23 protein-coding genes are annotated in these 25,180 nt (G+C 72.5%); 14 read left to right on the plus strand and 9 right to left on the minus strand.

Going from position 1 to position 25,180, the window contains the following annotated elements:
- Window positions 1-82 precede the first annotated feature (82 nt).
- On the plus strand, window positions 83-1,543 hold the full coding sequence (locus tag AVP42_RS12595) for an MFS transporter (protein ID WP_067949538.1): 1,461 nt from the start codon (window positions 83-85) through the stop codon (window positions 1,541-1,543).
- Between the two features lie 20 nt (window positions 1,544-1,563).
- On the opposite strand, the gene AVP42_RS16295 is transcribed toward AVP42_RS12595, so the two are convergent.
- Entirely contained in the window at window positions 1,564-2,184 is a 621-nt protein-coding gene (locus tag AVP42_RS16295; RefSeq protein WP_231878620.1) for a MarR family winged helix-turn-helix transcriptional regulator, read from the minus strand.
- A gap of 183 nt (window positions 2,185-2,367) precedes the next feature.
- Between AVP42_RS16295 and AVP42_RS12605 the strand changes: the two genes are divergently transcribed.
- Complete coding sequence (locus AVP42_RS12605; protein WP_067949540.1) at window positions 2,368-3,009, plus strand: MarR family winged helix-turn-helix transcriptional regulator; 642 nt, start codon at window positions 2,368-2,370, stop codon at window positions 3,007-3,009.
- A 79-nt stretch (window positions 3,010-3,088) separates the two neighbouring features.
- Here the strand turns inward: AVP42_RS12605 and AVP42_RS12610 are convergent, their stop codons facing one another.
- The 6 genes from AVP42_RS12610 to AVP42_RS12635 all read right to left on the minus strand — a co-directional run bounded on the left by AVP42_RS12610 (window position 3,089) and on the right by AVP42_RS12635 (window position 10,819).
- Window positions 3,089-5,734: an ExeM/NucH family extracellular endonuclease gene (locus tag AVP42_RS12610; protein WP_082847235.1), complete on the minus strand. Its 2,646-nt coding sequence runs from the start codon at window positions 5,732-5,734 to the stop codon at window positions 3,089-3,091.
- 241 nt (window positions 5,735-5,975) lie between these two features.
- Window positions 5,976-6,578, minus strand: coding sequence for a nucleoside deaminase (locus tag AVP42_RS12615; protein ID WP_067949546.1), 603 nt, complete (start codon window positions 6,576-6,578; stop codon window positions 5,976-5,978).
- Between the two features lie 24 nt (window positions 6,579-6,602).
- The gene (locus AVP42_RS12620; protein WP_067949547.1) at window positions 6,603-7,403 is read right to left on the minus strand and encodes an ABC transporter permease; all 801 of its coding nucleotides are present in this window, start codon (window positions 7,401-7,403) and stop codon (window positions 6,603-6,605) included.
- Window positions 7,404-7,413: 10 nt separating this feature from the next.
- Window positions 7,414-8,367 carry an ABC transporter permease gene (locus AVP42_RS12625; protein WP_082847236.1) on the minus strand — a complete coding sequence of 318 codons (954 nt, stop codon included), beginning with the start codon at window positions 8,365-8,367 and terminating at the stop codon, window positions 7,414-7,416.
- Between the two features lie 144 nt (window positions 8,368-8,511).
- The gene (locus AVP42_RS12630) at window positions 8,512-9,705 is read right to left on the minus strand and encodes an ABC transporter substrate-binding protein (protein ID WP_157356832.1); all 1,194 of its coding nucleotides are present in this window, start codon (window positions 9,703-9,705) and stop codon (window positions 8,512-8,514) included.
- A gap of 61 nt (window positions 9,706-9,766) precedes the next feature.
- Window positions 9,767-10,819 carry an ABC transporter ATP-binding protein gene (locus AVP42_RS12635; RefSeq protein WP_067949548.1) on the minus strand — a complete coding sequence of 351 codons (1,053 nt, stop codon included), beginning with the start codon at window positions 10,817-10,819 and terminating at the stop codon, window positions 9,767-9,769.
- 146 nt (window positions 10,820-10,965) lie between these two features.
- On the opposite strand from AVP42_RS12635, the gene AVP42_RS12640 reads away from it, so the two are divergent.
- The 3 genes from AVP42_RS12640 (at window position 10,966) to AVP42_RS12650 (ending at window position 13,323) form a co-directional block, all read left to right on the plus strand.
- On the plus strand, window positions 10,966-11,730 hold the full coding sequence (locus AVP42_RS12640) for a FadR/GntR family transcriptional regulator (protein WP_067949549.1): 765 nt from the start codon (window positions 10,966-10,968) through the stop codon (window positions 11,728-11,730).
- Window positions 11,727-12,518: a cache domain-containing protein gene (locus AVP42_RS12645; protein ID WP_067949551.1), complete on the plus strand. Its 792-nt coding sequence runs from the start codon at window positions 11,727-11,729 to the stop codon at window positions 12,516-12,518. The genes AVP42_RS12640 and AVP42_RS12645 overlap by 4 nt, the downstream gene beginning before the upstream one ends.
- Before the next feature lie 64 nt (window positions 12,519-12,582).
- Window positions 12,583-13,323, plus strand: coding sequence for a sirohydrochlorin chelatase (locus tag AVP42_RS12650; RefSeq protein WP_067949553.1), 741 nt, complete (start codon window positions 12,583-12,585; stop codon window positions 13,321-13,323).
- A gap of 21 nt (window positions 13,324-13,344) precedes the next feature.
- Here the strand turns inward: AVP42_RS12650 and AVP42_RS12655 are convergent, their stop codons facing one another.
- Both AVP42_RS12655 and AVP42_RS12660 read right to left on the minus strand, forming a co-directional pair.
- Complete coding sequence (locus tag AVP42_RS12655; protein WP_197467026.1) at window positions 13,345-14,247, minus strand: phosphotransferase; 903 nt, start codon at window positions 14,245-14,247, stop codon at window positions 13,345-13,347.
- 20 nt (window positions 14,248-14,267) lie between these two features.
- Window positions 14,268-14,609 carry a hypothetical protein gene (locus AVP42_RS12660; RefSeq protein WP_067949557.1) on the minus strand — a complete coding sequence of 114 codons (342 nt, stop codon included), beginning with the start codon at window positions 14,607-14,609 and terminating at the stop codon, window positions 14,268-14,270.
- A 195-nt stretch (window positions 14,610-14,804) separates the two neighbouring features.
- On the opposite strand from AVP42_RS12660, the gene AVP42_RS12665 reads away from it, so the two are divergent.
- The 9 genes from AVP42_RS12665 (at window position 14,805) to AVP42_RS12705 (ending at window position 25,109) form a co-directional block, all read left to right on the plus strand.
- A complete protein-coding gene (locus AVP42_RS12665; RefSeq protein WP_082847238.1) occupies window positions 14,805-16,547 on the plus strand; it encodes a nitrite/sulfite reductase in 1,743 nt (580 codons plus the stop codon).
- Window positions 16,544-17,368 carry a phosphoadenylyl-sulfate reductase gene (locus AVP42_RS12670; RefSeq protein ID WP_082847239.1) on the plus strand — a complete coding sequence of 275 codons (825 nt, stop codon included), beginning with the start codon at window positions 16,544-16,546 and terminating at the stop codon, window positions 17,366-17,368. The genes AVP42_RS12665 and AVP42_RS12670 overlap by 4 nt, the downstream gene beginning before the upstream one ends.
- Complete coding sequence (gene cysD / locus AVP42_RS12675) at window positions 17,365-18,408, plus strand: sulfate adenylyltransferase subunit CysD (protein WP_082847240.1); 1,044 nt, start codon at window positions 17,365-17,367, stop codon at window positions 18,406-18,408. Before AVP42_RS12670 ends, cysD begins: the two co-directional genes overlap by 4 nt.
- Window positions 18,408-19,943, plus strand: a complete 1,536-nt coding sequence (locus AVP42_RS12680) for a sulfate adenylyltransferase subunit 1 (protein ID WP_082847241.1) — start codon at window positions 18,408-18,410, stop codon at window positions 19,941-19,943. The genes cysD and AVP42_RS12680 overlap by 1 nt, the downstream gene beginning before the upstream one ends.
- Window positions 19,940-21,064, plus strand: coding sequence for an ABC transporter substrate-binding protein (locus tag AVP42_RS12685; protein ID WP_231878621.1), 1,125 nt, complete (start codon window positions 19,940-19,942; stop codon window positions 21,062-21,064). The genes AVP42_RS12680 and AVP42_RS12685 overlap by 4 nt, the downstream gene beginning before the upstream one ends.
- An 80-nt stretch (window positions 21,065-21,144) precedes the next feature.
- Window positions 21,145-21,876 (plus strand): ABC transporter ATP-binding protein, encoded by a 732-nt coding sequence (locus AVP42_RS12690; RefSeq protein WP_067949826.1) that lies wholly within the window; start codon window positions 21,145-21,147, stop codon window positions 21,874-21,876.
- Window positions 21,869-22,894, plus strand: coding sequence for an ABC transporter permease (locus tag AVP42_RS12695; protein WP_082847243.1), 1,026 nt, complete (start codon window positions 21,869-21,871; stop codon window positions 22,892-22,894). Before AVP42_RS12690 ends, AVP42_RS12695 begins: the two co-directional genes overlap by 8 nt.
- Window positions 22,891-23,661, plus strand: a complete 771-nt coding sequence (gene cobA, locus AVP42_RS12700; RefSeq protein WP_067949558.1) for a uroporphyrinogen-III C-methyltransferase — start codon at window positions 22,891-22,893, stop codon at window positions 23,659-23,661. The genes AVP42_RS12695 and cobA overlap by 4 nt, the downstream gene beginning before the upstream one ends.
- A 35-nt stretch (window positions 23,662-23,696) precedes the next feature.
- Entirely contained in the window at window positions 23,697-25,109 is a 1,413-nt protein-coding gene (locus AVP42_RS12705; protein ID WP_067949560.1) for an FAD-dependent oxidoreductase, read from the plus strand.
- Window positions 25,110-25,180 lie beyond the last annotated feature (71 nt).

Raw genomic sequence — 25,180 nt, forward strand, 5'->3', positions numbered from 1 at the left:
TAGCCTGCACGGGATCGACGCGGATCGGCCCGGCCGGGCGCGCCGTCACCGCCCGTTCACCCCGCGCCGGAAGACTGCCCCCATGACCGACCCACAGCCCCCGGCGGAGCGCGCCTCGACCGCGACCGCCCCGCACCTCTCGACCGGCGAGCTGCGGGTCATCACGGGCCTGGAGCTCGCCGGCGACCGGCCCGTGCCGCGCCGGCAGGTGTGGTCGTGGGCGCTGTGGGACTGGGCGACGCAGCCGTTCAACTCCGTCATCACGACGTTCGTCTTCTCGGTGTACCTCACGAGCGCCCTGTTCCTCGCGCCGCAGGTGGCCGGGCTGTCGCCCGACGATCCCGCGTACGAGCGCGGCCTCGCCGAGCTCTCGTCGCAGCTGGGGCTCGCGGTCGGCCTCGGCGGCATCCTCATCGCGGTGCTCGCGCCGGTGCTGGGGCAGCGAGCGGATGCCGCGGGCCGGCGCAAGTTCTGGCTGGCCCTCGCCACGGGCGGGGTCGTGCTCTGCCAGGCGATGATGGTGTTCGTCGAGGCGGACTGGCGCTTCTTCTGGCTGGGGGCGGGGCTGCTGGCGGCCGGCACGGTGTTCCAGGAGATCGCGGGCGTGAACTACAACGCCATGCTCGTGCAGGTCTCGAACGCGCGCACGGTGGGTCGCGTGAGCGGGCTCGGCTGGGGCTTCGGCTACCTCGGCGGCATCGTGGTGCTCGCGCTGGTCGTCGTGGCCGACTTCGCCGACTGGTTCGGCATCCCGACCGACGGCGGGCTCAACATCCGGCTCGTGGCGCTGTTCTGCGCGATCTGGACGGTGGTGTTCTCGCTGCCGATCTTCCTCAACGTGCCCGAGGCCCCGGCCGCGCCGGGCCGTGAGCGCGTCGGCTTCTTCCGCAGCTACGTGGTGCTCGGGCGGGACATCGCCCGGCTCTGGCGCGAGGCGCGTCCGACGTTCTGGTTCCTGCTGGCGAGCGCGGTGTACCGCGACGGGCTCGCGGGCGTGTTCACGTTCGGCGCGGTGATCGCGAGCATCACGTTCGGCTTCTCGTTCAACGAGGTCGTGATCTTCGGCGTCGCCGCGAACGTGGTGGCGGGCGTGTCGACGATCGTGGTCGGCCGGCTCGACGACCGGTTCGGTCCGCGGGCCGTGATCCTCGCGACCCTGGGCGGGCTGATCGTCTCGGCGGTCGTCGTCTTCGTCGCGCACGACGCCGGCAAGACGGTGTTCTGGGTGTTCGGCCTGTTCCTGTCGGCCCTTGTCGGGCCCGCCCAGGCCGCGAGCCGGTCGTTCCTCGCCCGGGTGACGCCGGCCGGACGCGAGGGTGAGATCTTCGGGCTGTACGCGACCACGGGTCGCGCGGCGAGCTTCCTCGCACCGCTCGCGTGGGCGGGATTCATCGCGGTGTTCGGCGCGCAGTACTGGGGCATCCTGGGCATTGCGCTGGTCCTCGCGGCCGGGTTCGTGATGATGCTGTTCGTGCGGCTGCCGAAGCGGGTCGCGGATGCCGCGCACGCGACCCCGTCCTCAGTGACCCGCTCCGACGGCTAGCCGGGCCGGCACCGGCGCGGTCAGCGGCCGCGCTCGCGGCGGAGGCCCTCGGCGAACCGCGTGAGGAGGTCGGCGAACACGACGCGCTCCTCGTCGCTGAATCCGTCGAGGGCGGACTCGATGGCCCGGCGGTGCTCGGCTCCGGCGGAGCGGACGGCCGCGCGGCCGGACTCGGTCAGGCGCACCCGGGTGCGCCTGGCGTCGTCGGGATCGGCCTCGCGCGCCACGAGGGCGTCGGCGACGGCGCCCTGCACCAGGCGGCTCGCGCGCGGTTGGTCGACGCCGATCGCCTCGGCGAGCTCGGTGACCGACATGGCGCGGTCGGCCGCGTCGAGGGTCGCGAGGAGCCGGTGCCGGGCGACCGGACCGAACCGGAACGCCCACGGGCCGGCGCCGGGTTCGCCCTGGGGCCCGCGGTGGCCGGACGGGCCCGGGCCGTGGGCGTGCGGCCCGCCGTGGGGGTGTCCGTGCCGGTGACCCCGCCCGCGCTCGGGCCGGTCGTCGTCGCGCGTGGCCCACGGCGGTCGGCCGCCACGGCGGAGCGCGGCGAGTGCGCGCGCGATGCGTTCGGGCGCATCGGCCGGACTCACCGGATCGTCGCTTCCGGCAGAGCCGGCGGGCGTCTCGGGGTCGTCGTTCACGCCTCCAGAGTACTTGTCATTTGACATGCATTCGCATTGCATGTCACAGTACATATGCATGCCTGATGACATGCATCGTCTCCTCGAGCGGGGCTCTCGCCCCGCGGCCGCACTCGCGGCGACTCCATCCGGCCCTCGGCGGCCGACTCTCCGCGCCGGATCGGCGCATCCGAAAGGATCCCCATGAACTCCCACGACCACACCCCTGACTCCCACGACCACGCCCCTGACTCCCACGACCGATCCGAGCCCTCCGGCCCGGGCCGCCCGCTCGGCTTCTGGCTCACGACCGTCGACCGGGCCATCGCGCGTGAATTCGCCGCCGCGTTCGACGACCTCGAGGTCACCCGTCGCGAATGGCGGCTGCTCAACCTCATCGGAGGCGAAGCGCGCGACGAGCGGCTGAGCATGAAACTCGAGCGCCGGCCCGAGCTCGTCGCATCGCTCGTCGAACGCGGATGGATCGCCGGCGACGCCGGCGACCTGCACCTCACCGACGACGGCCGCGCGGCGCTCGCGACGCTCGGCGAGCGTGTCCGCGGCATCCGTTCGCGGATCGCCGAGGCCGTGCCGGCCGACGACTACGCGACCACGGTCGCCACGCTCGAGGCCATCGCCCGCGAACTCGGCTGGAGCGAGGACCGGCCGGACCGGCCCGGACGTCGGTTCGGCCGAGGACCTCGCCGCTTCCGCGATCCTCACTGGGCCGGACCCCGCTTCGGCCACCACGGCGGCTCCGGCCACGCCGACGGCGACGACCACCGGCACCGCCATGGTCACGGGCACGGGCACGGCCACGCCCGGTGCGTCCACGACCACCGCTGAACGTTCCGCTCACGACGACGGCGCGCCGCCCCCGCATGGGGAGCGGCGCGCCGTTGCATGTCGCCGGGGTTCAGCCGACCTACGGGGCCACCCGGATCGTGACCGATGCGGTCGTGGCGTTGCCGCTCGGGTCGGTCGCCGTGTAGGTGAGCGTGTAGGTCGCGCCGCGCACGGCCTTCACCTGCACGTCACCGTCGACCACCCGCACCTCGGCCTTCGCCCCGGTGGACGCGGTGTCGGTGAGCTCGACCTCGACCTCGCCGGAGTCGTCCGACGCGGCGATGTCGACCGCGACCGTCCGCCACTTGTTGTTCGGCGGGAACACGACCGACGGGTCCGCGGTCACCGTGAGCTCGGGCGCGGTCGTGTCGGGCACCGTGAGGTCGAGTCCGACGATCACGGGGTCGTGGTCGCTCGAGCGGTAGGCGTCGGGCGCGTACCAGCTCGACACCTGGCCGGCCGACTTGAACTCGGTGTTGTAGTCGAGGATCGTCGGCTCGTCGGCGTTGATCGCCCACTCCGCGGCCCCGGTCACGTCCTCGAGCAGGCTCGCGCCGGCCAGGCCGTGGTCGAGGTAGCCGAGCTGTCCGTCGAACACGTACGAGTAGGCGAACTCGCCGACGAACTGGCGCAGCAGGTCGGTGTATCCCGCGTTGCGGAGCGCCGTGATCGGGTCCTCCTTGTCGTACGCGTTGAGGTCGCCGATGATCAGCTCGCGGCCCGCGTCGGCACCGGTCGGCTCGGTCGCCAGCCAGTCGGCGAGCGCCTGCGCCGCGACCGTGCGGGTCCCGTTGCAGTTGCCCTGGCCGTCGCCGCGGTCGGGGTCGCCCGCGCACGCCGAGCCCTTCGACTTGAGGTGGTTGACCACGACGGTGACGTCGTCGCCGCCGCCGACCGGCTCGAACGTCTGCGCGAGCGCCGGGCGGTTGCGCGTCGTGTCGAAGCGCGGGTCCACCGAGGCGTCGAGCACGGCGTGGGCGCCCACGGGGACGACGCTCGCCGGCTTGTAGATGAGCGCGGTCGTGATCTCGTCGGTGCCGAGCCTGCCGGTGTCGATGCCGGCGTAGGTTCCGGCGCCCATCTCATCGTTGAGTGCAGCGACGAGCGCGTTCAGCGCGGTGCCGCCGTTGTTCTCGATCTCGATGAGGCCGACGATGTCGGCGTCGATGCGGGAGATGGCGTCGACGATCTTCGCCTCCTGGCGCTCGAACTCGGCGGCGGTGTTGGCGCCGCGCGCGTTCAGCGTCGTGAAGTAGTTGAGGACGTTGAAGCTCGCGACCGTCGTCGTGCCGGCCACCTCGGGCGCCTCACCGCGGGGGTTCGCCCGCTGGTACGAGGCGGCCTCGGTCGGCTGGATCTTGTAGGCGTTGTTCCGGTAGTCGAGCACGCCGGTGAGGCCGGTGACGAGGTCGCCGCCGCGCAGGGTGTTCTGCAGCGAGAACGGGTCGCCGTTCGGGTGGCGGAGCGGGTCGGGGTTCTGGTTGCTGCGCCCGTCGTCGAGCGTGATGCGACCGCGCGCGTTCGCGGCGGCCAGCTCGATCGCCTCGGCCGATCCGGGGGCGTACACCGCGGTGGGCTGGAACTGGCGGTCGGTGCCGAGCGCGATCTCACCGTAGCGGCCGTAGTTGAAGTACTCCAGCACGGCGAGCGACTGCGGCAGCGTCACGCGCATGCCCTCGAGCGCCTCGCGCTCGGCATCCGTCGCCGGAAGCTCGAGCGTCGTGGCAGCGGGCAGGGCGGCGCCGGTCGCGCACGGGATGACCTGCGACGCGGTGATCTGCGTCATGTTGAAGAACTCGCTCACCGTGCCCGTCACCGTCAGCACGTCGCCGGCGTTCACGTCGGCACCGCCGGGGGCGTAGATGAACAGGCCGTCGGAGGTCGCGGCGTCGCCGTCGCCCGCGTCCTGCAGGTAGTAGCCGTTGAAGCCGCCGACCTGGAAGTCGCCGACCACGGTGCCGCGCACGGTTCGCGTGCTGCCGACCACCGGCGAGGCGGTGCCGGAGCCCTGCACCGAGCCGATCGTCGCGACGTCCGTGTCGCAGGTGGGTCCGGTGCCGGGGTCGCCGCCCCCGTCACCCGGGTCGCCGCCGCCGCCATCGCCGTCGCCGGCCTCGCAGTCGGCGGTGTGGGCGCCGAGGCCGTCGAACGTGTCGACCGCGAAGCCGGTCCACTGCGCGGCGGGATCGAACGTGTCGGCGGTGTTGGTGTCGCCCGAGCACACGGAGGCGTTGCGGCGCAGCGTGTTGTCGGCCGTGGAGGTGAGGCCGGTGCCCCACTCGGTGCCGGGGTCGAAGCCGACCTGGCCGAGCGAGTCGATGACGACGCCCGCCTTCTCGAGGACGATGGCGTCGTCGCCGTTGAACCAGCTGCCGCTGTTGAGCTGGTCGGCCGCGGCGAGCACGGTCGCATTGGCGGAGCCCTGCGCGAGCACGTGCACCTCGCCCGCGGCGACGGTGCCGGTGAGGCTGACGGTCAGGCCCGGCGTGACGCCGCCGTTGAAGTACATCTTGACGGCGTAGCCGCCGGCACCGAGGTCGATCGGGTTCGCCGTGAGGTTCGCGAACTCGAGGGCCTTGTTGTTGGAGCTGCCCTCGACGTACTCGCTGATGATCAGGTCGTTCGCGACGCCGTCGGCGGCGTGGGCGGCGGGGACGGCGAGGCCGACCGCGGCGAGCGCACCGGCGGTGAGGCCCGCGAGCGCGTGGTAGGGACGTTTCATCATGCTCCTCGTTGCCGGTGGGCCCACGATGGCCCACGCACGGGGCACAGCATATGCGGCGGGATGTCGCGGTGTGAAGGGTTGCGGCGCACCCGTCACCGAACGTTATCCAGACGGAAACTCCCTGATGAACAGGCAGAAACGATGCATCATCGTCGAGGAATGCTCATCTGCGCATGGAGATGGGAACCGAGCGCTCACGTGAGCGCCGAACCGCTCGGGCACCCTCGCCGCCCGCACCCCGTCAGGCGTCGGCCTGCCCCCGCGCGTTGTACACGACCGCATCCGACGCCCCGAACGCGCGGAAGACGTCGAGCGCGTCCTCCCGCCGCACGTCGGTTCGCACGCGGATGCCGCGCCGCTCGAACTCGCCCATCCAGTCGGCGGGCATCGGCCCCTCGTCGAAGCCGGTCAGGCGCTGGCAGTCGTCGCCGTGCCCCGCGATGACGAGCCGGCGCACGCCCGACCACATGGTCGCGCCGTAGCACATGACGCACGTCGCCCAGTTGACGACGAGCTCGAGTTCGGCGCCGTCCGCACCGAGGTCCCACCGGCCGAGGCGCGCCTGGGCCAGGCTCAGCGCGGTCACCTCCGCGTGCGTCGAGCTGAGCCCGCTCGAGAGCACGACGTTCACGCCGGCCGAGACGAGCCGACCGGATGCCGCGTCGACCACGAGCGCCGCGAACGGCCCGCCGTTGCCGGCGCGCCAGTTGCGGTCCGCGAGGTCGATCGCGAGCCCGACGCGGGACTCGTCGTCGGGGAGGACCGTCTCGGCCAGTGCCGGCAGCTCGGCGACGAGCCACTCGGGCAGGGCGGCGGAGAACGACGTCGGCATCGCGGCATCCATACCGCCCATTCTGGCGGGCCGGAGTCAGCGGCGCTGCTGCTCGTCGCCCGAGAGGCGCTGCGCCAGGTAGATCGGGATGATCGACACGAGCACCAGCACCACCGCGATCACGGCGACGATGGGCGCCTGGCTGGGCCGGAACATGTTGTTCAGGATGAAGATGGGCAACGTCGTCACGCCCGACCCCGCCGTGAACGTCGTCACGATGATCTCGTCGAACGACAGCGCGAACGCGAGCAGCCCGCCCGCGAGCAGCGCCGACCGCAGCTGGGGAAAGGTCACGAGCCGGAACGTCGTCCACACGCCCGCGCCGAGGTCGGCCGACGCCTCCTCGAGCTTCGTGCCGGTGCGCCGGAGCCGCGCGATGACGTTGTTGAAGACCGTCACGATGCAGAAGGTGGCGTGCGCGATCACCACGGTCCAGATCGACAGCGGGATGCCCATGATCGTGCGGAAGAAGTTGTTCAGCGCGATACCGGTGATGATGCCCGGCAGCGCGATCGGCAGGATCACCAGCAGGTTCACCGTCTGCCGGCCGAAGAAGTCGAACCGCTGCAGCGCGAACGAGATGAGCGTGCCGAGCACCAGCGCGATCGCCGTCGAGATGAGGGCCACCACGACGCTCGTCTGCACGGCCTCCATCGCGCCGGCCGACGCGAACGCGCGCCGCCACCACTCGAGCGTGAACCCGGGCGGCGGCCACGACAGCGAGGTCGACGTCGAGAACGAGTTCACGAGCACCACCAGCAGGGGCACGTACACCAGCACGAGGATGAGGCCGGCCACGGCGCCGAGCATCGTGCGCGAGAGTCGGGAGAGTCGCATCCGTTCGCCCCTAGAGGTTGTCGAGGGCACCCGTGCGACGCACGAGCGCGAGGTAGCCGAAGATGATCGCGATCGGGATGAGCGCGATCGCCGCCGCGAGCGGCAGGTTGTTCGCCGCGCCCACGTTCGTGTAGACGAGGTTGCCGAGCATCTGGTTCGCCCCGCCGACGATGTTCACCGTGATGTAGTCGCCGAGCGACAGCGAGAAGCTGAAGATGGTGCCGGCGATGATCGCCGGGGCGGCGAGCGGCAGCACCACGTGGCGCACGGTCGGCCAGGTCTTGCCGCCGAGGTCGGCGGAGGCCTCGAGCAGCGAGTCGGGCACCCGCTCGAGCCCGGCGTAGATCGGCAGGATCACGTACGGCAGCCACAGGTACGACAGCGTGATGATCGTCGCGGGCAGGCCGTAGCCGGGCGTGCTCAGGCCGAACGGCGACACGAGCCACTCGAGGATGCCGTCCTGCGAGAGCACCGACCGCCAGGCGTACGCCTTGACGAGGTAGCTCGCCCACAGCGGCATGAGCACGGCGATGACGAGCAGCCGGCGGGCCCGGGGCGAGGCAACCTTCGCCATGTAGAACGCGATCGGCAGTGCGAGCGCGACGTCGATGATGGTCACGAGCAGCGCCACGCCGATCGTGCGGAGGGTCACCGTCTGGTACAGCGACCCGGTGAGCACCGTGACGATGTTGTCGATCGTCCACTCGGTGCGGATCTGGCCCGTGAAGCTGTCGACCGACCAGAACGCGGTGACGAGCAGCGCGGCGAGTGCCACCACGTACACGAGGCCCAGCCAGAACAGCGGGGCCGAGAGGAGCAGGGCGAGCCGCATCCGCGGGTGGGTGCTGAGGAACACCGACGTGCGGCGGGCGGGGGTGGCCCTGGGCCGGCGGATGGCGCTGCGGGAGCCGTCGTCGCGGTCGGGGCCGCGGACCGGGGCCGGTGCCGTCGCATTCGTCGTCATTCGTCTTCCTGTCGGTGCGGTTCGTCGGGGAAGTGGGAGGGGTTCGGGAACGGCGGGGGCGGACCGGGGAGCGGTGCCGTCGTCGGAGACCGAGGGGGGCTGATCTCTCGTCGGCGGCGCCGGTCTCCCCGGCCCGCGTCGGGCTCAGCCCTTGATCTCCTGCCAGGCCGCCGTCCACTGGGCGTAGTCGACGCACTCGACGTCGGTGCGGCCGTCGACGCACTCGGCGATCGGGGTGGTCCAGTACCAGATCTGCGAGGCGTACTCCTCGTCACCGGCGTGGAACGCCTCGCACGAGCCCTCGCTGCGGAACTCGCACGCCTCCTGGTTCGACGGCGCCTCACCGAAGTACTCGGTGGCCTGGGCGTTCGCCTCGGGGCTGGCGATGTAGTTCAGCCACTCGTACGCGCAGTTCACGTTGGCGGCGTCGGAGGCGATCATCCACGTGTCCGACCAGCCGGTCGCGCCCTCTTCGGGGAGGACGACCTCGGTCGGCGCGCCGGATCCGGCGAGCACGTTCTGGATGACCTGCCAGGTCGTGCCGACGACCGAGTCGCCGGTCTCGAAGGCCTGGATCTCCTTGAGGTAGTCGGACCAGTACTCGCCGATGTGCTGGCGCTGCTCCTTGAGCAGGTCGACTGCGGCCTGGAACTGCTCCTCGTCGAGCGCGTACGGGTTCTCGATGCCGAGCTCGGGCTGGTGGTGCATCAGGTACACCGCGGCATCCGCGATGTAGATCGGCGAGTCGTACGCCGTCACCTTGCCGGAGTTCTCGGAGGCCCGGTCGAAGACGACGTCCCACGAGGTGGGCGCCTCGGGGAAGACCTCCGTGTTGTACATGAGCAGGTTCGCGCCGTAGCCGTGCGGGACGCCGTACGACTGCCCGTCGACCGAGTTCCACTCCTTCTCCTTGAGGAAGTCGTAGATGCCCTCGTAGTTCGGGATGAGGTCGGTGTTGACGGGCTGGACCTCGCCGCCGGCGATGAGCCGCAGCGTGGCGTCGCCGGATGCCGCGACGACGTCGTAGTCGCCGGTCTTCATGAGGTTCACGGCCTCGTCCGACGTGCCGTAGGTCTTGGACGTGACCTCGCAGCCGGTCTCCTCCTCGAAGGGGGTGACCCAGTCGACGGCGGGGTCGTTGGAGCCGTCCTCGACGTAGCCGGGCCACGCCAGGATCGACACCTGGCCCTCGGTCTCGCCGAGTTCGGTGGCCGCGTCGCCGGTGGCGGCGGTCTCGCCCGAGGTCGTGCCACAGGCGGTGAGGGTGAGCAGCGCGATCGAGCCGATCGCGACGCCGACGGTCGCGCCGCGGCGCGCCGTGCGCGTGGTGCGCATCATGGGTTCTCTCCTGGTTTCTGTGTGTGCGGGTGTGTGATCGGTGGTGCGGTTCGGGTCGGTTTCAGGCGGCGGGCGCGGGCGCGGCGGCATCCGCCCCGCCGAGGGCGATGACGTCGTCGTCGTGCCAGCTGACGACGACGCGATCGCCGCGGTCCTCGTCGTGGGTGCGGTTGCGGTCGTTCTGCTCGAGCACGCTGACGCGCACGCCGGCGTCGAGGTCGACCACGAGGCGGATGCCGCTGCCGAGGTAGATGGTCTCGGCGACGGTTCCGGGGGCGTTGCGGATGCCGGCGCCGGTCTCGCCGGCGCCGACGGTCATCTTCTCGGGGCGCACGGAGTGGACGCCGCCGCGACCGAGGAGCGCCTGCGAGACGCGGTCGTCGAACAGGTTGGAGGTGCCGACGAAGTCGGCGACGAACCGCGAGGCGGGCCGCTCGTAGAGCTCGGCGGGCGTGCCGAGCTGCTCGATGCGACCGTTGTTGAACACGGCGACCCGGTCGGAGAGCGTGAGCGCCTCCTCCTGGTCGTGCGTGACGAAGATGAACGTGATGCCGAGGTCGCGCTGGATCTGCTTCAGCTCGACCTGCATCTGCTCGCGGAGCTTGAGGTCGAGCGCGCCGAGCGGCTCGTCGAGCAGCAGCACCTTGGGCTGCACGACGGTGGCGCGGGCGAGGGCGACGCGCTGCCGCTGCCCGCCCGAGAGCTGCGCGGGCTTGCGATCGGCCATCTGCTCGAGGCGAACGGATGCCAGCGCCCGGCGGGCGCGCTCGTTGCGCTCGGCCTTGCCGATGCCGCGCACCCGGAGCCCGTACGCGACGTTGTCGAGCACGTTCATGTGGGGGAAGAGCGCGTAGTCCTGGAAGACCGTGTTGACGTCGCGATCGAAGGGCGCCCGCCTCGTGACGTCGTCGCCGAAGAGCTCGATCGTGCCATCCGTGGGCTGCTCGAACCCGGCGATCAGGCGGAGCACCGTGGTCTTGCCCGAGCCGGAGGGGCCCAGCATCGAGAAGAACTCGCCCGCGCCGATCTCGAGATCGACGTGGTCGACGGCGGTGACGGCGCCGAACTCCTTCGTGAGTCCGGTGAGCCGGATGGCCGGCTGCTGGTCGGTCATGGACGATCTCCTTCGATCTCGATGCGGTAAATCATATGGCTTCATATGTCATAGTCCATAGGTCCGTGTTACGGTCTGATCACGGAAGCGGCGGAGGCCGCCCCCAGTCCGGGGGACCCGCCGCGGCGCACCATCGAGGAGGACGGATGCCGCACGCCACCGCGCGCGCCGACGCCGCCCGCGCCGTGATCTTCTCCCCGCTCGAGGGCGCCGGCCGCGCCGAACTCGTCGAGCAGCGCCTCACCGACGCGATCGTCTCGGGGGTGCTCCACGACGGCGAGCGACTGCCCAGCGAGGCCGATCTCGCCAAGAGCCTCGGCGTCGCCCTCGTCACCGCCCGCGAAGCCCTCGTCGCGCTGCGCCACAAGGGGCTCGTCCGCACCCGGCGCGGCCGAGACGGCGGCAGCTTCGTCACCTACGATCGCGACGCCTCGGCACGACTCCTCGACGAACGGCTGCGCACCACGAGCCGCATCGAGCTCCGCGACCTGTCGCTGCACGTCGCCGCGATCGCCGGCATGGCCGCCGAGGTCGCCGCCGATCGCGCGAGCGACGACGACGTGGCCTCGCTCGTCGAGATCGACGCCCGCGCCGACCTCACCTCCGCCGGCGGCGCGCGCCGCGCGGTCAGCCGGTTCCGGCTCGAGGTCGCTGCCGTCAGCCAGTCGCCCCGCCTGGTCCACGAGGAACTCCGCCTCCAGGCCGAGACGGGACCTTTGCTCTTCCTGTGCCTGCGGGCCCAGGAGTACCGTGACCGCAGTAGGCAGGCACGCCTCGACATCATCGACGCGATCCGGCGAGCGGATGCCGCATCCGCCCGCCGCGCGACCGTCGACCACGTCACCGAGTGCGTCGAATGGCTCATCGACGAGAAGGCGCGCCTCGAAGCCGGGGAAGGGAGTGGATCATGACCCACGCCGTCGCCACCGACGCGGCGACCGTCGCACGACGCGTCGCCGACGTCATCGATCCCGTGTTCGCCGTCATCGACTCGTGGCGCGACGCCGCCGAGCGGCGGCTCTCGAGCGACGCCGAGCCGCGCGCGGCGTCCGTCGACCCGTTCGTGCACGACCTCGTCGCCGTCGAACTCGTCCGGGCCGAGACGCTCATCACCGGCGCGGGCTTCGTCGCCGCACCCGGCTACCTCGTCGACGCGCCCTGGCACCTGGCCTGGTGGCTGAGCGGCCGGTCGCCGTTCCAGGCGGAGGCCGCCCGCGGCATCCGTCGCCTCGACGCCGAGAGCGACCCCGACGCGGAGTCGTTCCGCGACTACACGACGCTCGAGTGGTGGCGCGTGCCCGAGCGGACCGGCAGCCGGCACCTCACCGGCCCGTACGTCGACTACCTCTGCACCGACGACTACACCGTGACCATCACGACGCCCGTCCGCGTCGACGACGAGATGGTCGGGCTCGTGGGCGCCGACGTGTACGTCGCCCGCCTCGAGCAGGTGCTGCTGCCCGTGCTGCGCGGCGCCGGCGGCACGTGCACGATCGTGAACGCGTCGGGTCGGATCGTCGCGTCGAGCGAGACGCACCGGGCCACGGGGGCGCTCCTCCGGCTCGACGGGCTCGCCGAGGCGCTCGCGCCGCTCCGCGAGGCCGAGGCCGCGGGCCGGGTGACGGATGCCGCGCGCCTGCCGGGCGGCGGCACCGTCGTGCCGTGCGGCGACACGTCGCTCGCGCTCGTCGTCGAGTAGCGCGCCCGCGTCACACGAGGTGACGCGCTCGCGGGCGCCGCGCGGCCGATGCGAACATGAGGGGATGACCGCCCAGCCCCCCGCACTCGTCGGTATCTCGCACGGGACGTCGTCCCCCGAAGGGCGGCGCGCGGTGCGCGGCCTGCACGACGCGGTCGCCGAGGCGGTGGCGCAGCGCCATCCGGATGCCACGCCGACCGTGCGGCTCGGCCACGTCGACGTCGAGCAGCCCGACGTGCCCGCGACCCTGGCCTCCCTCGCCGACGGCGAGCCCGCCGTGGTCGTGCCGCTGCTGCTCTCGGCGGGGTACCACGTGTACGTCGACCTCACCGACGCGGTCGAGGAGGAGACCTCCCGGCCCGTCGTGCTCGCGGGCGCGCTCGGGCCCGACGACCGGCTCGCGAGCGTGCTGCTGCGCCGGCTGCGCGAGGCGGGCCTGCGCGACGACGACCGCATCGTGCTCGCCGTCGCCGGGTCGAGCGACCGGCGCGCCGTCGACGACTGCGTCGAGCAGGCACGGCGCCTGAGCGCCGCGGCGGGGCGCGAGGTCGCGGTCGGCTTCCTCTCGGCGGCCGAGCCGCGGCTGCCCGACGCGGTCGCGGCCGCACGTGCTGGCGCGGGCCGCGACGCGCGCGTGATCGTGGCGAACTACCTGCTCGCGCCCGGCTCCTTCGACGACCTCGCCCGTGCCGCGGGGGCGGAGGTCACGGCAGCCCCGCTCCTCGTGCCCGATGAGCCCGCGCCGTCCGAGCTCGTCGAGATCGTGCTCGACCGCTACGCGGCATCCGCTCGGTCACTGGGCTAGGCGGGCACCACCCGCTGCGGGCTACCCTTCGCCGGACTCGCGTGCGGCCAGGAGCCGCGCCAGCGTCACGTCGCCGAGCCACGCCATCGGCGGGTTCGTGGCGCGGTAGTACCAGACCAGGCCCAGTGCCTGCTCGAACGCCCACGCGGCGCCGCGAGCCCACTCGACGTCATCGGCGCCGACGGCCTCCCGAAGCACGGTGCGCGCGGGTGCATCGAGGACGTGCCACGCGCACACCAGGTCGAGGGCGGGGTCCGCCGGGCCGAACCAGCCCGCGTCCAGGACGCCGCGGAGCCGTCCGCCGTCGACGAGGAGGTTCCAGGGCGTGAGGTCGCTGTGCGTCATGACGTCCGGCCCGGAGGACGGGAGCGAGCGGAACTCCTTCCACATCGCCCGCAACGGCTCCGCGTCCATGAGCGGCCCGACCTGCGCCAGGCAGTGCTGCACCCACTCGTCGTGATCGGAGAGCACGCCTCCACGGCCCTGTCCCCGGAACCGTCGGCCTCGCACGGGTGCGCGGCGCAGCGCCCGGATCAACGCGGCGAGGTCCTCCGCCATGCCGAGCGAGTTCGCCGAGCCGATCGGGGTGGCGACCTCTCCCGGCACCCAGGTCTGCACCGTCCACGGCATCGGGAACTCGGCGTCCGGAGCACCGATCGCGACCGGACGCGGGGCCGCGAACGGGCACACCGACGCGAATTCCGCGAGCGCCCCGGCCTCCTGCTCGAGCGCAGCGCGCGCGGCCTTCGGTTCGGACGCCAGCAGCGGGAAGCGACCCGTGAGCTCGTCGCCGATCCGGAAGATCGCGTTCACGGTGCCGCTTCCGTCGACGCGAGTGACCTCGAGGTGCCGCCAGTGCGGGAACTGGGCGGCGATCAGCGTGCGCGCCGTCGAGACGTCGACCTCGAGCTGATCGGGATGCATCACCATCCCATCCTCGCGGGTCAGGCGGCGCGGCGACCGCCGTTGCGGAGTACCAGCGCGATGAAGACGACGACGTAGCCGAGGCCCGCGACGAGCAGCGCGACCAGCCACGCCGAGGCGTCGTCGCCGACCATGGGGATGACCCGCTCGCACGACGGCGCCCCGCCGATCACGCCGCCGGACCCGAGCAGCGCCGGGTCGACCGCGGACAGCCGCCACCCGTTGTCGGCCGACGAGACGAATCCCTCGCACGTCCACCACGCGGTGCCGAGGAACACGATCAGTCCGGCCACGAGCGGCGAGGTGAGCAGGCCGAAGAGATTGCCCGCGTGGCGGTCGGCGGCGTCCCCGGGCGTCTCCATGTCGGCATCCTCCCCCCGGGTCGGCGCGAGGTCAACGCGCTCCCGCGTCGGCGTCCGCGTGACCGTCTGCGACGGCATGTGACGCCGTGCGACACGGGGTGACCGAACGTGACGGGGCGGCCTTCCGGCATCCGCTCGACCCCCCGTACCTTCGTCAACCACGTGCCCCGGACGGGGTGCGGACAGGAGGGAACCGTGACGATCGAGACGACGGATGCCGCGCCGCGGGCGCCGCGCGCCGAGCGCCCGGCTCGCGACATCCGCACGCCCCGCCCCTCGGCCAAGCCGAACGGGCAGTGGAAGGTCGACGGCACCGCCCCGCTCAACGCCAACGAGGAGTGGAAGCAGGCCGACGGCGGCCTGAGCGTGCGCGAGCGGATCGAGACGATCTACGCCGACGGCGGCTTCGCGTCGATCGATCCGACCGACCTGCACGGGCGCTTCCGCTGGTGGGGGCTGTACACGCAGCGCAAGCCCGGCATCGACGGCGGGCGCACGGCCACGCTCGAGCCGCACGAGCTCGAGGACGAGTACTTCATGCTGCGCGTCCGCATCGACGGCGGGCAGCTCACGACCGAGCAGCTGCGCGTCATCGGCGGCATCTCGACCGAGTTCGGGCGCGACACCGCCGACCTCACCGACCGGCAGAACGTGCAGCTGCACTGGATCCGCGTCGAGGACGTACCCGAGATCTGGCGCCGGCTCGAGGCCGTCGGGCTCGGCACCACCGAGGCGTGCGGCGACGTGCCCCGCGTCATCCTCGGCTCGCCCGTCGCCGGCATCGCCGCCGACGAGCTCATCGACCCGACGCCGCAGATCGACGAGATCACGTCGCGGTTCATCGGCGACGAGTCGCTCGCGAACCTGCCCCGCAAGTTCAAGTCGGCCATCACCGGGCACCCCAGCCAGGACGTCGTGCACGAGATCAACGACGTCGCGTTCGTGGCCGTCGAGCACCCGACGCTCGGGGTCGGGTACGACCTGTGGGTCGGCGGCGGCCTGTCGACCGCGCCGCGCCTCGCCGAGCGCCTCGGCGTGTTCGTGGCGCCGGCGCTCGTGGCCGACGTGTGGCACGGCGTCGCCCAGATCTTCCGCGACTACGGCTACCGCCGCCTGCGCAACAAGGCGCGCCTGAAGTTCCTCCTCGCCGACTGGGGCGTCGAGCGCTTCCGGTCGGTCCTCGAGACCGAGTACCTCGGCGCCGCGCTGCCCGACGGACCCGCCGCGCCCACGCCCACGACGCCCGGCGACCACGTCGGCGTGCACCGCCAGAAGGACGGCCGCTACTACGTCGGCGCGACGCCGATCGTGGGTCGCGTCTCGGGTCCGACGCTCACGAAGCTCGCCGATCTCGTCGAGGCGCACGGGTCGACCCGACTGCGCACCACGCCGCACCAGAAGGTCGTCATCCTCGACATCCCCGAGACCCAAGTCGAGTCGCTCATCGCGGGGCTCGACGAGCTCGGGCTTCAGGCCCGGCCGAGCCTCATCCGCCGCGGCACGATCGCGTGCACGGGCATCGAGTTCTGCAAGCTCGCCATCGTCGAGACGAAGGCGTACGCGACCGCGGCCGTGCTCGAGCTCGAGGAACGCCTCGACGCCTTCGACCTCCCGCACCCGATCGCGCTGCACGTGAACGGATGCCCGAACTCGTGCGCGCGCATCCAGACCGCCGACATCGGCCTCAAGGGCCAGCTCGTCACGATCGACGGCGAGCAGGTTCCGGGCTACCAGGTGCACCTCGGCGGCGGGCTCGCCTCGCAGGACCGCGACGAGGCCGGCCTCGGCCGGACGGTGCGCGGCCTCAAGGTCACGGCCGACGGCATCGCCGACTACGTCGAGCGGGTCGTCACGCGCTTCCTCGACGAGCGCGACGCGGACGCCGGCGAGACGTTCACCCAGTGGGCGCACCGCGCCGACGAGGAGGCGCTGCGATGAGCGCCCAGAACGTCGGGCTCGGTGGCCGAGCAGCGCCGAAGGCGCGTACCGAGACCACCCGTGTGCGAGGTCTCGATACGGGCGCTTCGCGTCCTACTCGACCAGCGGGGTTGCGCTCGGCCGACGAGCTGCGCGCCCTCACCGAGGCCGGCAACGCCGCGCTCGGCAGCCTCACCGACCACGAGGCATCCGCCGCCGACGTCGTCGCCTGGGTCGCCGCGAACTTCGCCACGGATGCCGCGGCCGTGGCCTGCTCGATGGCCGACGCCGCACTCCCCCACCTGGTGGCACAGCAGCTGCCCGGGGTCGACGTGCTGTTCCTCGACACCGGCTACCACTTCGCCGAGACCCACGTGACCCGCGACGAGGTCGCGCGCGCCCTCGACGTGCGCGTCGTCGACGTCCGGCCCGAGCAGACCGTCGCCGAGCAGGACGCCGAGTTCGGCGCGGAGCTGTTCACCCGCGACCCCGGCCTCTGCTGCGCGCGCCGCAAGGTCGAGCCGCTCCAGCGCGCGCTCGGCGGGTACGAGGTGTGGTTCACGGGAGTGCGCCGTGAGGAGGCGCCGACCCGGGCGCTCACGCCGCTCGTCACATACGACGAGCGGAACGGGCTCGTGAAGGTGAACCCCGTCGCGGCCTGGACCTTCGACGACCTGCTCGACTACGCGAGCGCCAACGCCGTGCCGGTGAACCTGCTCATGTCGCACGGCTACCCCTCGATCGGCTGCGAGCCGTGCACGAAGCCCGTCGCCGCGGGCGAGGACCCGAGGTCGGGCCGCTGGGCCGGCCTCGCCAAGACGGAATGCGGGTTGCACCTATGACCGACACGAACGCGAACTCGTCCGGTGGTCGAGTAGCACCGGAGGCGCGTATCGAGACCGCCACCCTCGGGCAGGGTCTCGATACGGGCGCTGGCGCGTCCTACTCGACCACCGATACGGGCGCTGGCGCGTCCTCCTCGACCACCGGCGCGCTCGACGCGCTCGACACGCTTGAGGCCGAGGCCATCCACGTCATCCGCGAGGTCGTCGCCGAGTTCGAACGGCCCGTGCTGCTGTTCTCCGGCGGCAAGGACTCCGTGGTCGTGCTGCACCTCGCCACCAAGGCGTTCTGGCCCGCGAAGGTGCCGTTCCCGGTGCTGCACGTCGACACGGGTCACAACTTCCCCGAGGTGCTGCGGTTCCGCGACGAGACCGTCGATCGGCTCGGCATCCGGCTCGAGGTCGCCTCGGTGCAGGACTACCTCGACGACGGCCGTCTCCAGGAGCGAGCGGATGGCACGCGCAATCCGCTGCAGACCCAGCCGCTGCTCGACGCGATCGCCGCCGGGAGGCACGACGCGGTCTTCGGCGGTGCCCGCCGCGACGAGGACAAGGCGCGCGCCAAGGAGCGGATCATCTCGCTGCGCGACGAGTTCGGCCAGTGGGACCCGCGCAACCAGCGCCCCGAGCTCTGGAGCCTCTACAACGGCCGGCACACCGTCGGCCAGCACGTGCGAGCGTTCCCCATCTCGAACTGGACCGAGCTCGACGTGTGGCGCTACATCGAGCGCGAGCGGATCGCCCTGCCGCCGCTGTACTTCGCGCACGAGCGCGACGTGTATGCGCGCGACGGCATGTGGCTCGCGGTGAGCGACGTGTCCCCGCCGCGTGCCGGCGAGACCGTCGAGCGGCGCACCGTGCGGTACCGCACCGTCGGCGACCTCAGCTGCACCGGGGCCGTGGTGTCGGACGCCGCGACGGTGTCGGACATCGTGCGCGAGGTCGCGGCTTCCACCCTCACCGAGCGCGGTGCGACCCGCGCCGACGACCGTCTCTCGGAGGCGGCCATGGAGGACCGCAAGAAGGACGGGTACTTCTGATGAGCGAGCACACCGGCGGTCGAGTAGCGAGCGCCAGCGACCACACCGGTGGTCGAGTAGCGAGCGCCAGCGACCACACCGGTGGTCGAGTAGCGAGCGCCAGCGAGCGTATCGAGACCACGACGACGCCAGATCTCGGTACGCGTCCGGCTGCGCCGGGCGCTACTCGATCACCGGAAGGATCCCTGTTCCGGTTCGCGACCGCCGGCTCGGTCGACGACGGCAAGTCGACGCTCGTCGGCCGGCTCCTGCACGACTCGAAGGCGATCCTCGCCGACCAGCTCGAGTCGGTCGCGCGCACCTCGGCCGAGCGCGGCTTCGGCGGTGAGCCCGGCGCGATCGACTTCGCCCTGCTCACCGACGGCCTGCGCGCCGAGCGCGAGCAGGGCATCACGATCGACGTCGCCTACCGGTACTTCTCGACCGGTCGCCGGTCGTTCATCCTCGCCGACTGCCCCGGCCACGTGCAGTACACGCGCAACATGGTCACGGGCGCGGCCACCGCCGACGCCGTCGTCGTGCTCGTCGACGTGCGCAACGGCGTGCTCGAGCAGACCCGCCGCCACCTCGCGGTCGTGCAGCTGCTGCGCGTGCCGCACGTGATCGTCGCGGTGAACAAGATCGACCTCGTCGGCTACGACCGCGCCGCGTTCGAGCAGGTGGCGGCGGATGTCGCGGGGCTGGCCCGCGACCTCGGCCTGCCCGACGCGCACGTGGTGCCGGTCTCGGCGCTCGCGGGCGACAACATCGTCGAGCGCTCGGCGAACACGCCCTGGTACGACGGCCCGAGCCTGCTCGAACTGCTCGAGACGCTCTCGACGATCGACGAGCTCGAGACGGATCTCGAGGCGCTGCGCCTGCCGGTGCAGCTCGTGATCCGTCCGCAGGGCGCGCTGTCGCCCGAGCTCATCGATGGTCGGAGCGGCTCGGAGGCCTCGGTACGCGCCTTCGGTGCTACTCGACCACCGGCGGCGGACGACTTCCGCGACTACCGCGCCTTCGCGGGCCGCATCGAGTCGGGCACCGTCCGCGTCGGCGACGTGGTCGAGGTGTTCCCGGCCGGCGTCACGACCACCGTCACCGGCATCGACCGCGGACCGGTGGCCGTCGAGGCGGCATCCGCCCCGCTCTCGGTCTCGCTGCGCCTGGCCGACCCCGTCGACGCCGCACGCGGTGCCGTCATCGCGGCGGCCGGGTCGCTGCCGAAGCCCCGGCGCGAGCTCGAGGCCGACGTGTTCCAGCTCGACGGTCGGCCGCTCACGCCGGGCAGCCGGGTGCTCGTGAAGCACGGCACGTCGACCGTGCAGGCGCTCGTCAGCGACATCCGGGGGCGCCTCGACCTCGACACGCTCGAGACCGAGCCGACCGCGGCGCTCGAGACGAACGACATCGGACTCGTGCGGCTGAAGCTCGCGGCGGACCTCGCCGTCGAGCCGTACGCCGCACATCGCCGGGCGGGGGCGTTCCTCGTCATCCATCCGCACGACGGCGCGACCCTCGCCGCCGGCATCGTCACCGAAGGAGGACCAGCATGACCGCACCACGCGCCATCCGCTCGACCCGTCTCGGAGACCTCGCCGGCATGATGCTCGCCGGCACCATTCTCACGACCGCCACCCTGTCGGGATGCGCGGCCACCCCCGCGTCGGGTGCCGACACCCAACCCGAGGCGCCCGCCGCCGAGGCAACCGGCACGCCCGCCGAGGAGCTGCGCCTGGGCTACTTCGCGAACGTGACGCATGCCCCCGCACTCGTGGGGCTCGAGGAGGGCCTCATCGAGGACGCGCTCGGCGACACCGAGCTCTCCACGCAGGTGTTCAACGCCGGTCCGGCCGCGATCGAGGCGCTATCGGCCGGCGCGATCGACGCGACGTACATCGGCCCGAACCCTGCCATCAACACGTTCGTCGCCTCGGCCGGCCAGTCGGCCCGCATCGTCGCCGGCGCCGCCAGCGGCGGTGCGGCGCTCGTCGTGCAGCCGGGCATCGATGGCGCCGACGACCTCGCGGGCACCAACCTGGCCACGCCGCAGCTCGGCAACACGCAGGATGTCGCGCTGCGCACCTGGCTCGCCGAGGAGGGCTACGAGACCTCGACCACGGGCGGCGGCGACGTGACCATCTCGCCGACCGACAACGCGCAGACGCTCACGCTCTTCCAGGCGGGCGACCTCGACGGCGCGTGGCTGCCCGAGCCGTGGGTGTCGCGTCTCGTCGTCGACGCGGGCGCGGAGGTGCTCGTCGACGAGGCCGACCTCTGGGAGGACGGCGACTTCCCGACGACCGTGCTGCTCGTGCGCGCGGACTTCCTCGCCGAGCACCCGGAGACGGTCCGCGCACTCGTCGCCGGCCACGTGGCATCCGTCGACTGGCTCGATGAGAACCCGGATGCCGCAGCCGACGTGATCAACGCGCGCCTCGAAGCGGATGCCGGCAAGGGCCTCTCGGACGCGGTCATCGACCGGGCGCTCGAGCACGTCGAGTTCACCTTCGACCCGCACGCCGACACGTTCGCCCAGCTGCTGGAGGACGGCGTCGCGGCAGGCACCGCGAAGGCGGGCGACATCGACGGGCTCTTCGACCTCTCGGCACTGAACGCCGTGCTCGAGGCGGCCGGCGACGACCCCGTGAGCGCGGCCGGGCTCGGGACGGAGTAGTCGTGTCCACCATCACCGCTGCTCGAGTCGCACCGAAGGCGCGTACCGAGGCCGACCCGGTCGGGGCCCCCGCCCCCGCCATCCGCCTCACGGGCCTCGGCAAGCGATACGCCCACGACGGACCGGTCGTGCTCGACGGCATCGACCTCGAGGTCGCGCCGGGCGAGTTCACGTGCCTGCTCGGCGCGTCGGGCTGCGGCAAGTCGACGCTGCTCTCGATCGTCGCCGGCCTCGAGAAGCCGACGGCCGGCGCGGTCGAGGTCGCCGACGGCGGCGCCGCGGTCATGTTCCAGGACGCGTCGCTGCTGCCGTGGCTCACCGCCCGGCGCAATGTCGAGCTCGCGCTCCGGCTCGGCGGGTCGGGGCTGTCCGCCCCGTCCCGCCGGGCCCGCGCCCTCGAGCTGCTCGACGTCGTGAACCTCGCGGATGCCGCGGAGAAGCGCCCGCACGAACTGTCGGGCGGGATGCGCCAACGCGTGGCCCTCGCCCGGGCGCTCGCGCAGGAGCGCCCGGTGCTCCTCATGGACGAGCCGTTCGCGGCCCTCGACGCCATCACGCGCGACCTGCTGCACGAGGAACTCCAGCGGGTCTGGCGCGAGACCGGCCGGACGATCGTGTTCGTCACCCACAACGTGCGCGAAGCCGTGCGCCTCGGCCAGCGCGTGCTGCTCATGTCGAGCCGTCCGGGGCGGATCGTGCGCGAGTGGCAGATCGCCGACGAGGGCCCGCGGCGCATCGAGTCGCCGCAGGTCGGCACGCTCTCGATCGAGATCACCGAGCACCTGCGAAGGGAGATCCGCCGCAATGCCTGAGCTGCTGTCCGATGGTCGAGTGGCGTCGGAGGACCCCGGTGGTCGAGTGACGTCGGAGGACCCCGGTGGTCGAGGAGCCCCGAAGGCGCGTACCGAGACCACCACCATCCTCGGTCTCGATACGGTCCCTTCGGGTCCTACTCGACCCACGAACACGACCGACTCGCTCGACGCCGACCTGCGCGGGCTCGACGCCCTGCAGACCGAGGTGCGCACGGCGCGCCCGTGGTGGCGACGCCTCGTCGACGGCGCACTGCCGCCGATCGTGCTCCTCGCGCTGCTCATCGCGGCGTGGCAGGCGTACACCGTCATCGCGCAGCCGCGCCCCGACCTCTCCCCCGGCCCGCTCGACGTGGCCGCCGCACTCGGCCAGGCGTGGGAGTCCGGTCGCCTGCAGCTCGCGGTGACGACGAGCCTCGAGCGCGGCGTCCTCGGCTTCCTCATCGCGGTCGCGATCGGCACGCCGCTCGGCTTGCTGCTCGCCGAGTCGCGGCTGCTGCGTCGCGCGTTCCAGCCGCTGTTGTCGGGCCTGCAGGTGCTGCCGTCGGTCGCGTGGGTGCCGGCCGCGATCATCTGGTTCGGGCTGACGGATGCCACGGTGTACTTCGTCGTGCTCATGGGCGCCGTGCCATCCATCGCCAACGGGCTCGTCGCGGGCATCGACCAGGTGCCCCCGCAGCTGCGCCGGGTCGGCACGGTGCTCGGGGCCTCGCGCTGGCAGCTCGCCACCGCGGTCGTCGTGCCCGCGGCGCTCCCCGGCTACCTGGCGGGCCTCCGCCAGGGATGGGCGTTCTCGTGGCGCTCGCTCATGGCCGCCGAGATCATCGCGTTCGGCGGCACGATCGGCTTCGGCCTGGGGTCGATGCTGCAGCAGAGCCGCGACCTCGCCGACCTCGCGGGCGCGCTCGGCACGATCCTCGTCATCCTCGCGATCGGCGTCGTCATCGAGCTGCTGGTGTTCGCGCCGATCGAGCGCGGGCTGCTGCGCCGCCGCGGGCTGACGGGAGCGGGCGCATGAGCGGCCGGGTGCTCCTCGTCGGCGCGGGTCCGGGCGACGCCGGACTGCTCACCATCCGGGGCCTGCGCGCGCTCGAGCAGGCCGACGTGATCGTGGCCGACCGGCTCGGCGCCCGCTCGGTGCTCGACGGCCTCGCCGCCGACGGCGTCGAACTCCGGGCCGAGATCGTCGACGTCGGCAAGCTCCCCGGCCACCACGCCGTGCCGCAGGACGCGATCAACGAGCTGCTCGTCTCCCTCGCCCGCGACGGCAAGTGCGTGGTGCGCCTGAAGGGCGGCGACCCGTACGTCTTCGGGCGCGGCGGCGAGGAGCTCGCCTACTGCCGCGAGCGCGGCATCGACGTCGAGGTCGTGCCCGGCATCACGAGCGCCGTCTCGGTGCCGGCCATCGCCGGCATCCCGCTCACGCATCGCGGCCTCGCGACGACGTTCACGGTCGTCACCGGCCACGACCAGATCCAGCAGCTCGGCGGCGGCCGCGACCACACCGTGGTGCTCCTCATGGGCGTCGGCACGCTCGCGAACTCGGCGATCACCCTCGCCCGCGGCGATCGTGGCGGCGAATCCCCAGTCGCGATCGTGGAGGATGGGTACGGCCCTCGCCAACGAGTGACGATCGGCACGCTCGACACGATCGCCCACCAGGCGGCGGTGCGGGGCGTCCGGTCGCCCGCCGTCGTGGTGGTCGGCGACGTCGTGCGGCTCAGCCCGTACGCGCCCGCCGAGCTCGCGACATCCGCTTTCGCCGCGCCGCCGGCCATCGACTGACCGCCCCTGCACTCCCTTCGAAAGGCCATGACCCCATGACCCTCAACCTCCGTGTCGCGATCGTCGGCGCCGGCCCCGCCGGCATCTACGCGGGCAACATCCTGCGCCGCCAGGTCGACGAGGCCGGCGGGCAGGTCGCGATCGACCTGTTCGAGTCGCTGCCCGCGCCGTACGGTTTGATCCGGTACGGCGTCGCGCCCGACCACCCGCGCATCAAGGGCATCGTCAACTCCCTCCACGAGATGCTCGACGAGGGCACGATCCGCCTCATCGGCAACGTCGAGGTGGGTCGGGACGTCACGGTCGACGAGCTGCGCGAGCGCTACGACGCCGTGATCTTCGCGACGGGCGCCCTGAAGGACGCGCCCCTCGAGATCCCGGGCATCGAGCTGCCCGGCTCGTACGGCGCGGCCGACTTCGTCGCCTGGTACGACGGCCACCCGGACGTCTCGCGCGAGTGGCCGCTCGAGGCCGAGTCGATCGCCGTGATCGGCAACGGCAACGTGGCGCTCGACGTCGCGCGCGTGCTCGCGAAGCACCCCGCCGACCTGCTCTCGACCGACATCCCGGCGAACGTGCACGAGGGGCTGCTCGCCTCGCCGGTGACCGACGTGCACGTGTTCGGCCGTCGCGGCCCGTCGCAGGTGAAGTTCACCCCGATCGAGCTGCGCGAGCTCGGCGAGGTGCCCGACGTCGACGTCATCGTGTACGACGACGACTTCGCGCGCGCCGAGGGCGACGAGCACGCCGCCCACCTGCTCGCGACGAACAACCAGGTGAAGGTCATGACCCGAACCCTGAACGGATGGCGCAAGCCCGCCGACTGGCAGCCGACCGCGTCGCGCCGCCTGCACCTGCACTTCTTCCACTCCCCCGTCGAGGTGCTCGGCACCGCACGCGTCGAGGGCGTGCGCTTCGAGCGGACCCGCCCGGTCGGCGACGGCTCGGTCGCCGGCACGGGCGAGTTCGTCGACGTGCCCGTGCAGGCCGTGTACCGCGCGGTCGGGTACGCCAGCTCGCCGGTCGCGGGCGTGCCGTTCGACGAGCGCGCGCGGGTCATCCCCAACGCGGGCGGTCGGGTGACGGATGCCGCGGGCGCGCCGGTCCCCGGCGTGTACGCCACGGGCTGGATCAAGCGCGGCCCCGTCGGCCTCATCGGCCACACGAAGGGCGACGCGCTCGAGACCATCACGAACCTCGTCGCGGATGCGACGTCCGGGGCGCTCGCCGCGCCCGCGGTCGAGGCCGCCGACGGCGGCGAGGTGCTCGAGCTGCTCGAGGCTCGCGGCATCCGCTACACGACCTGGAACGGCTGGCTGGCGCTCGACGCGCACGAGCGCGGACTCGGCGAGGCGTTCGAGGGTCCGGTGACGCGTGAGCGCGTGAAGGTCGTGCCGCGCGACGAGCAGGTCGCGCTCTCGCGCGACGGCGCCCTCGTCGCGGGCTGACCCGCGCCGGGCCGTCCCCGCCCCGCGGCTTCGCCGCCCGTCCGCCCGGCTCACGTCGGGCGCGAATCGTC

Source organism: Agromyces sp. NDB4Y10 (assembly GCF_001620055.1).
Lineage (GTDB): Bacteria > Actinomycetota > Actinomycetes > Actinomycetales > Microbacteriaceae > Agromyces > Agromyces indicus.

Excerpts from the sequence above, each read along its gene's own strand:
- AVP42_RS12595 (WP_067949538.1), top strand. The coding sequence starts at position 83 with ATGACCGACCCACAGCCCCCGGCGGAGCGCGCCTCGACCGCGACCGCC.
- AVP42_RS12605 (WP_067949540.1), top strand. The coding sequence starts at position 2,368 with ATGAACTCCCACGACCACACCCCTGACTCCCACGACCACGCCCCTGAC.
- AVP42_RS12610 (WP_082847235.1), bottom strand. The coding sequence starts at position 5,734 with ATGATGAAACGTCCCTACCACGCGCTCGCGGGCCTCACCGCCGGTGCG.
- AVP42_RS12615 (WP_067949546.1), bottom strand. The coding sequence starts at position 6,578 with ATGGATGCCGCGATGCCGACGTCGTTCTCCGCCGCCCTGCCCGAGTGG.
- AVP42_RS12620 (WP_067949547.1), bottom strand. The coding sequence starts at position 7,403 with ATGCGACTCTCCCGACTCTCGCGCACGATGCTCGGCGCCGTGGCCGGC.
- AVP42_RS12625 (WP_082847236.1), bottom strand. The coding sequence starts at position 8,367 with ATGACGACGAATGCGACGGCACCGGCCCCGGTCCGCGGCCCCGACCGC.
- AVP42_RS12630 (WP_157356832.1), bottom strand. The coding sequence starts at position 9,705 with ATGATGCGCACCACGCGCACGGCGCGCCGCGGCGCGACCGTCGGCGTC.
- AVP42_RS12635 (WP_067949548.1), bottom strand. The coding sequence starts at position 10,819 with ATGACCGACCAGCAGCCGGCCATCCGGCTCACCGGACTCACGAAGGAG.
- AVP42_RS12640 (WP_067949549.1), top strand. The coding sequence starts at position 10,966 with ATGCCGCACGCCACCGCGCGCGCCGACGCCGCCCGCGCCGTGATCTTC.
- AVP42_RS12645 (WP_067949551.1), top strand. The coding sequence starts at position 11,727 with ATGACCCACGCCGTCGCCACCGACGCGGCGACCGTCGCACGACGCGTC.
- AVP42_RS12650 (WP_067949553.1), top strand. The coding sequence starts at position 12,583 with ATGACCGCCCAGCCCCCCGCACTCGTCGGTATCTCGCACGGGACGTCG.
- AVP42_RS12655 (WP_197467026.1), bottom strand. The coding sequence starts at position 14,247 with ATGCATCCCGATCAGCTCGAGGTCGACGTCTCGACGGCGCGCACGCTG.
- AVP42_RS12660 (WP_067949557.1), bottom strand. The coding sequence starts at position 14,609 with ATGGAGACGCCCGGGGACGCCGCCGACCGCCACGCGGGCAATCTCTTC.
- AVP42_RS12670 (WP_082847239.1), top strand. The coding sequence starts at position 16,544 with ATGAGCGCCCAGAACGTCGGGCTCGGTGGCCGAGCAGCGCCGAAGGCG.
- cysD (WP_082847240.1), top strand. The coding sequence starts at position 17,365 with ATGACCGACACGAACGCGAACTCGTCCGGTGGTCGAGTAGCACCGGAG.
- AVP42_RS12680 (WP_082847241.1), top strand. The coding sequence starts at position 18,408 with ATGAGCGAGCACACCGGCGGTCGAGTAGCGAGCGCCAGCGACCACACC.
- AVP42_RS12685 (WP_231878621.1), top strand. The coding sequence starts at position 19,940 with ATGACCGCACCACGCGCCATCCGCTCGACCCGTCTCGGAGACCTCGCC.
- AVP42_RS12695 (WP_082847243.1), top strand. The coding sequence starts at position 21,869 with ATGCCTGAGCTGCTGTCCGATGGTCGAGTGGCGTCGGAGGACCCCGGT.
- cobA (WP_067949558.1), top strand. The coding sequence starts at position 22,891 with ATGAGCGGCCGGGTGCTCCTCGTCGGCGCGGGTCCGGGCGACGCCGGA.
- AVP42_RS12705 (WP_067949560.1), top strand. The coding sequence starts at position 23,697 with ATGACCCTCAACCTCCGTGTCGCGATCGTCGGCGCCGGCCCCGCCGGC.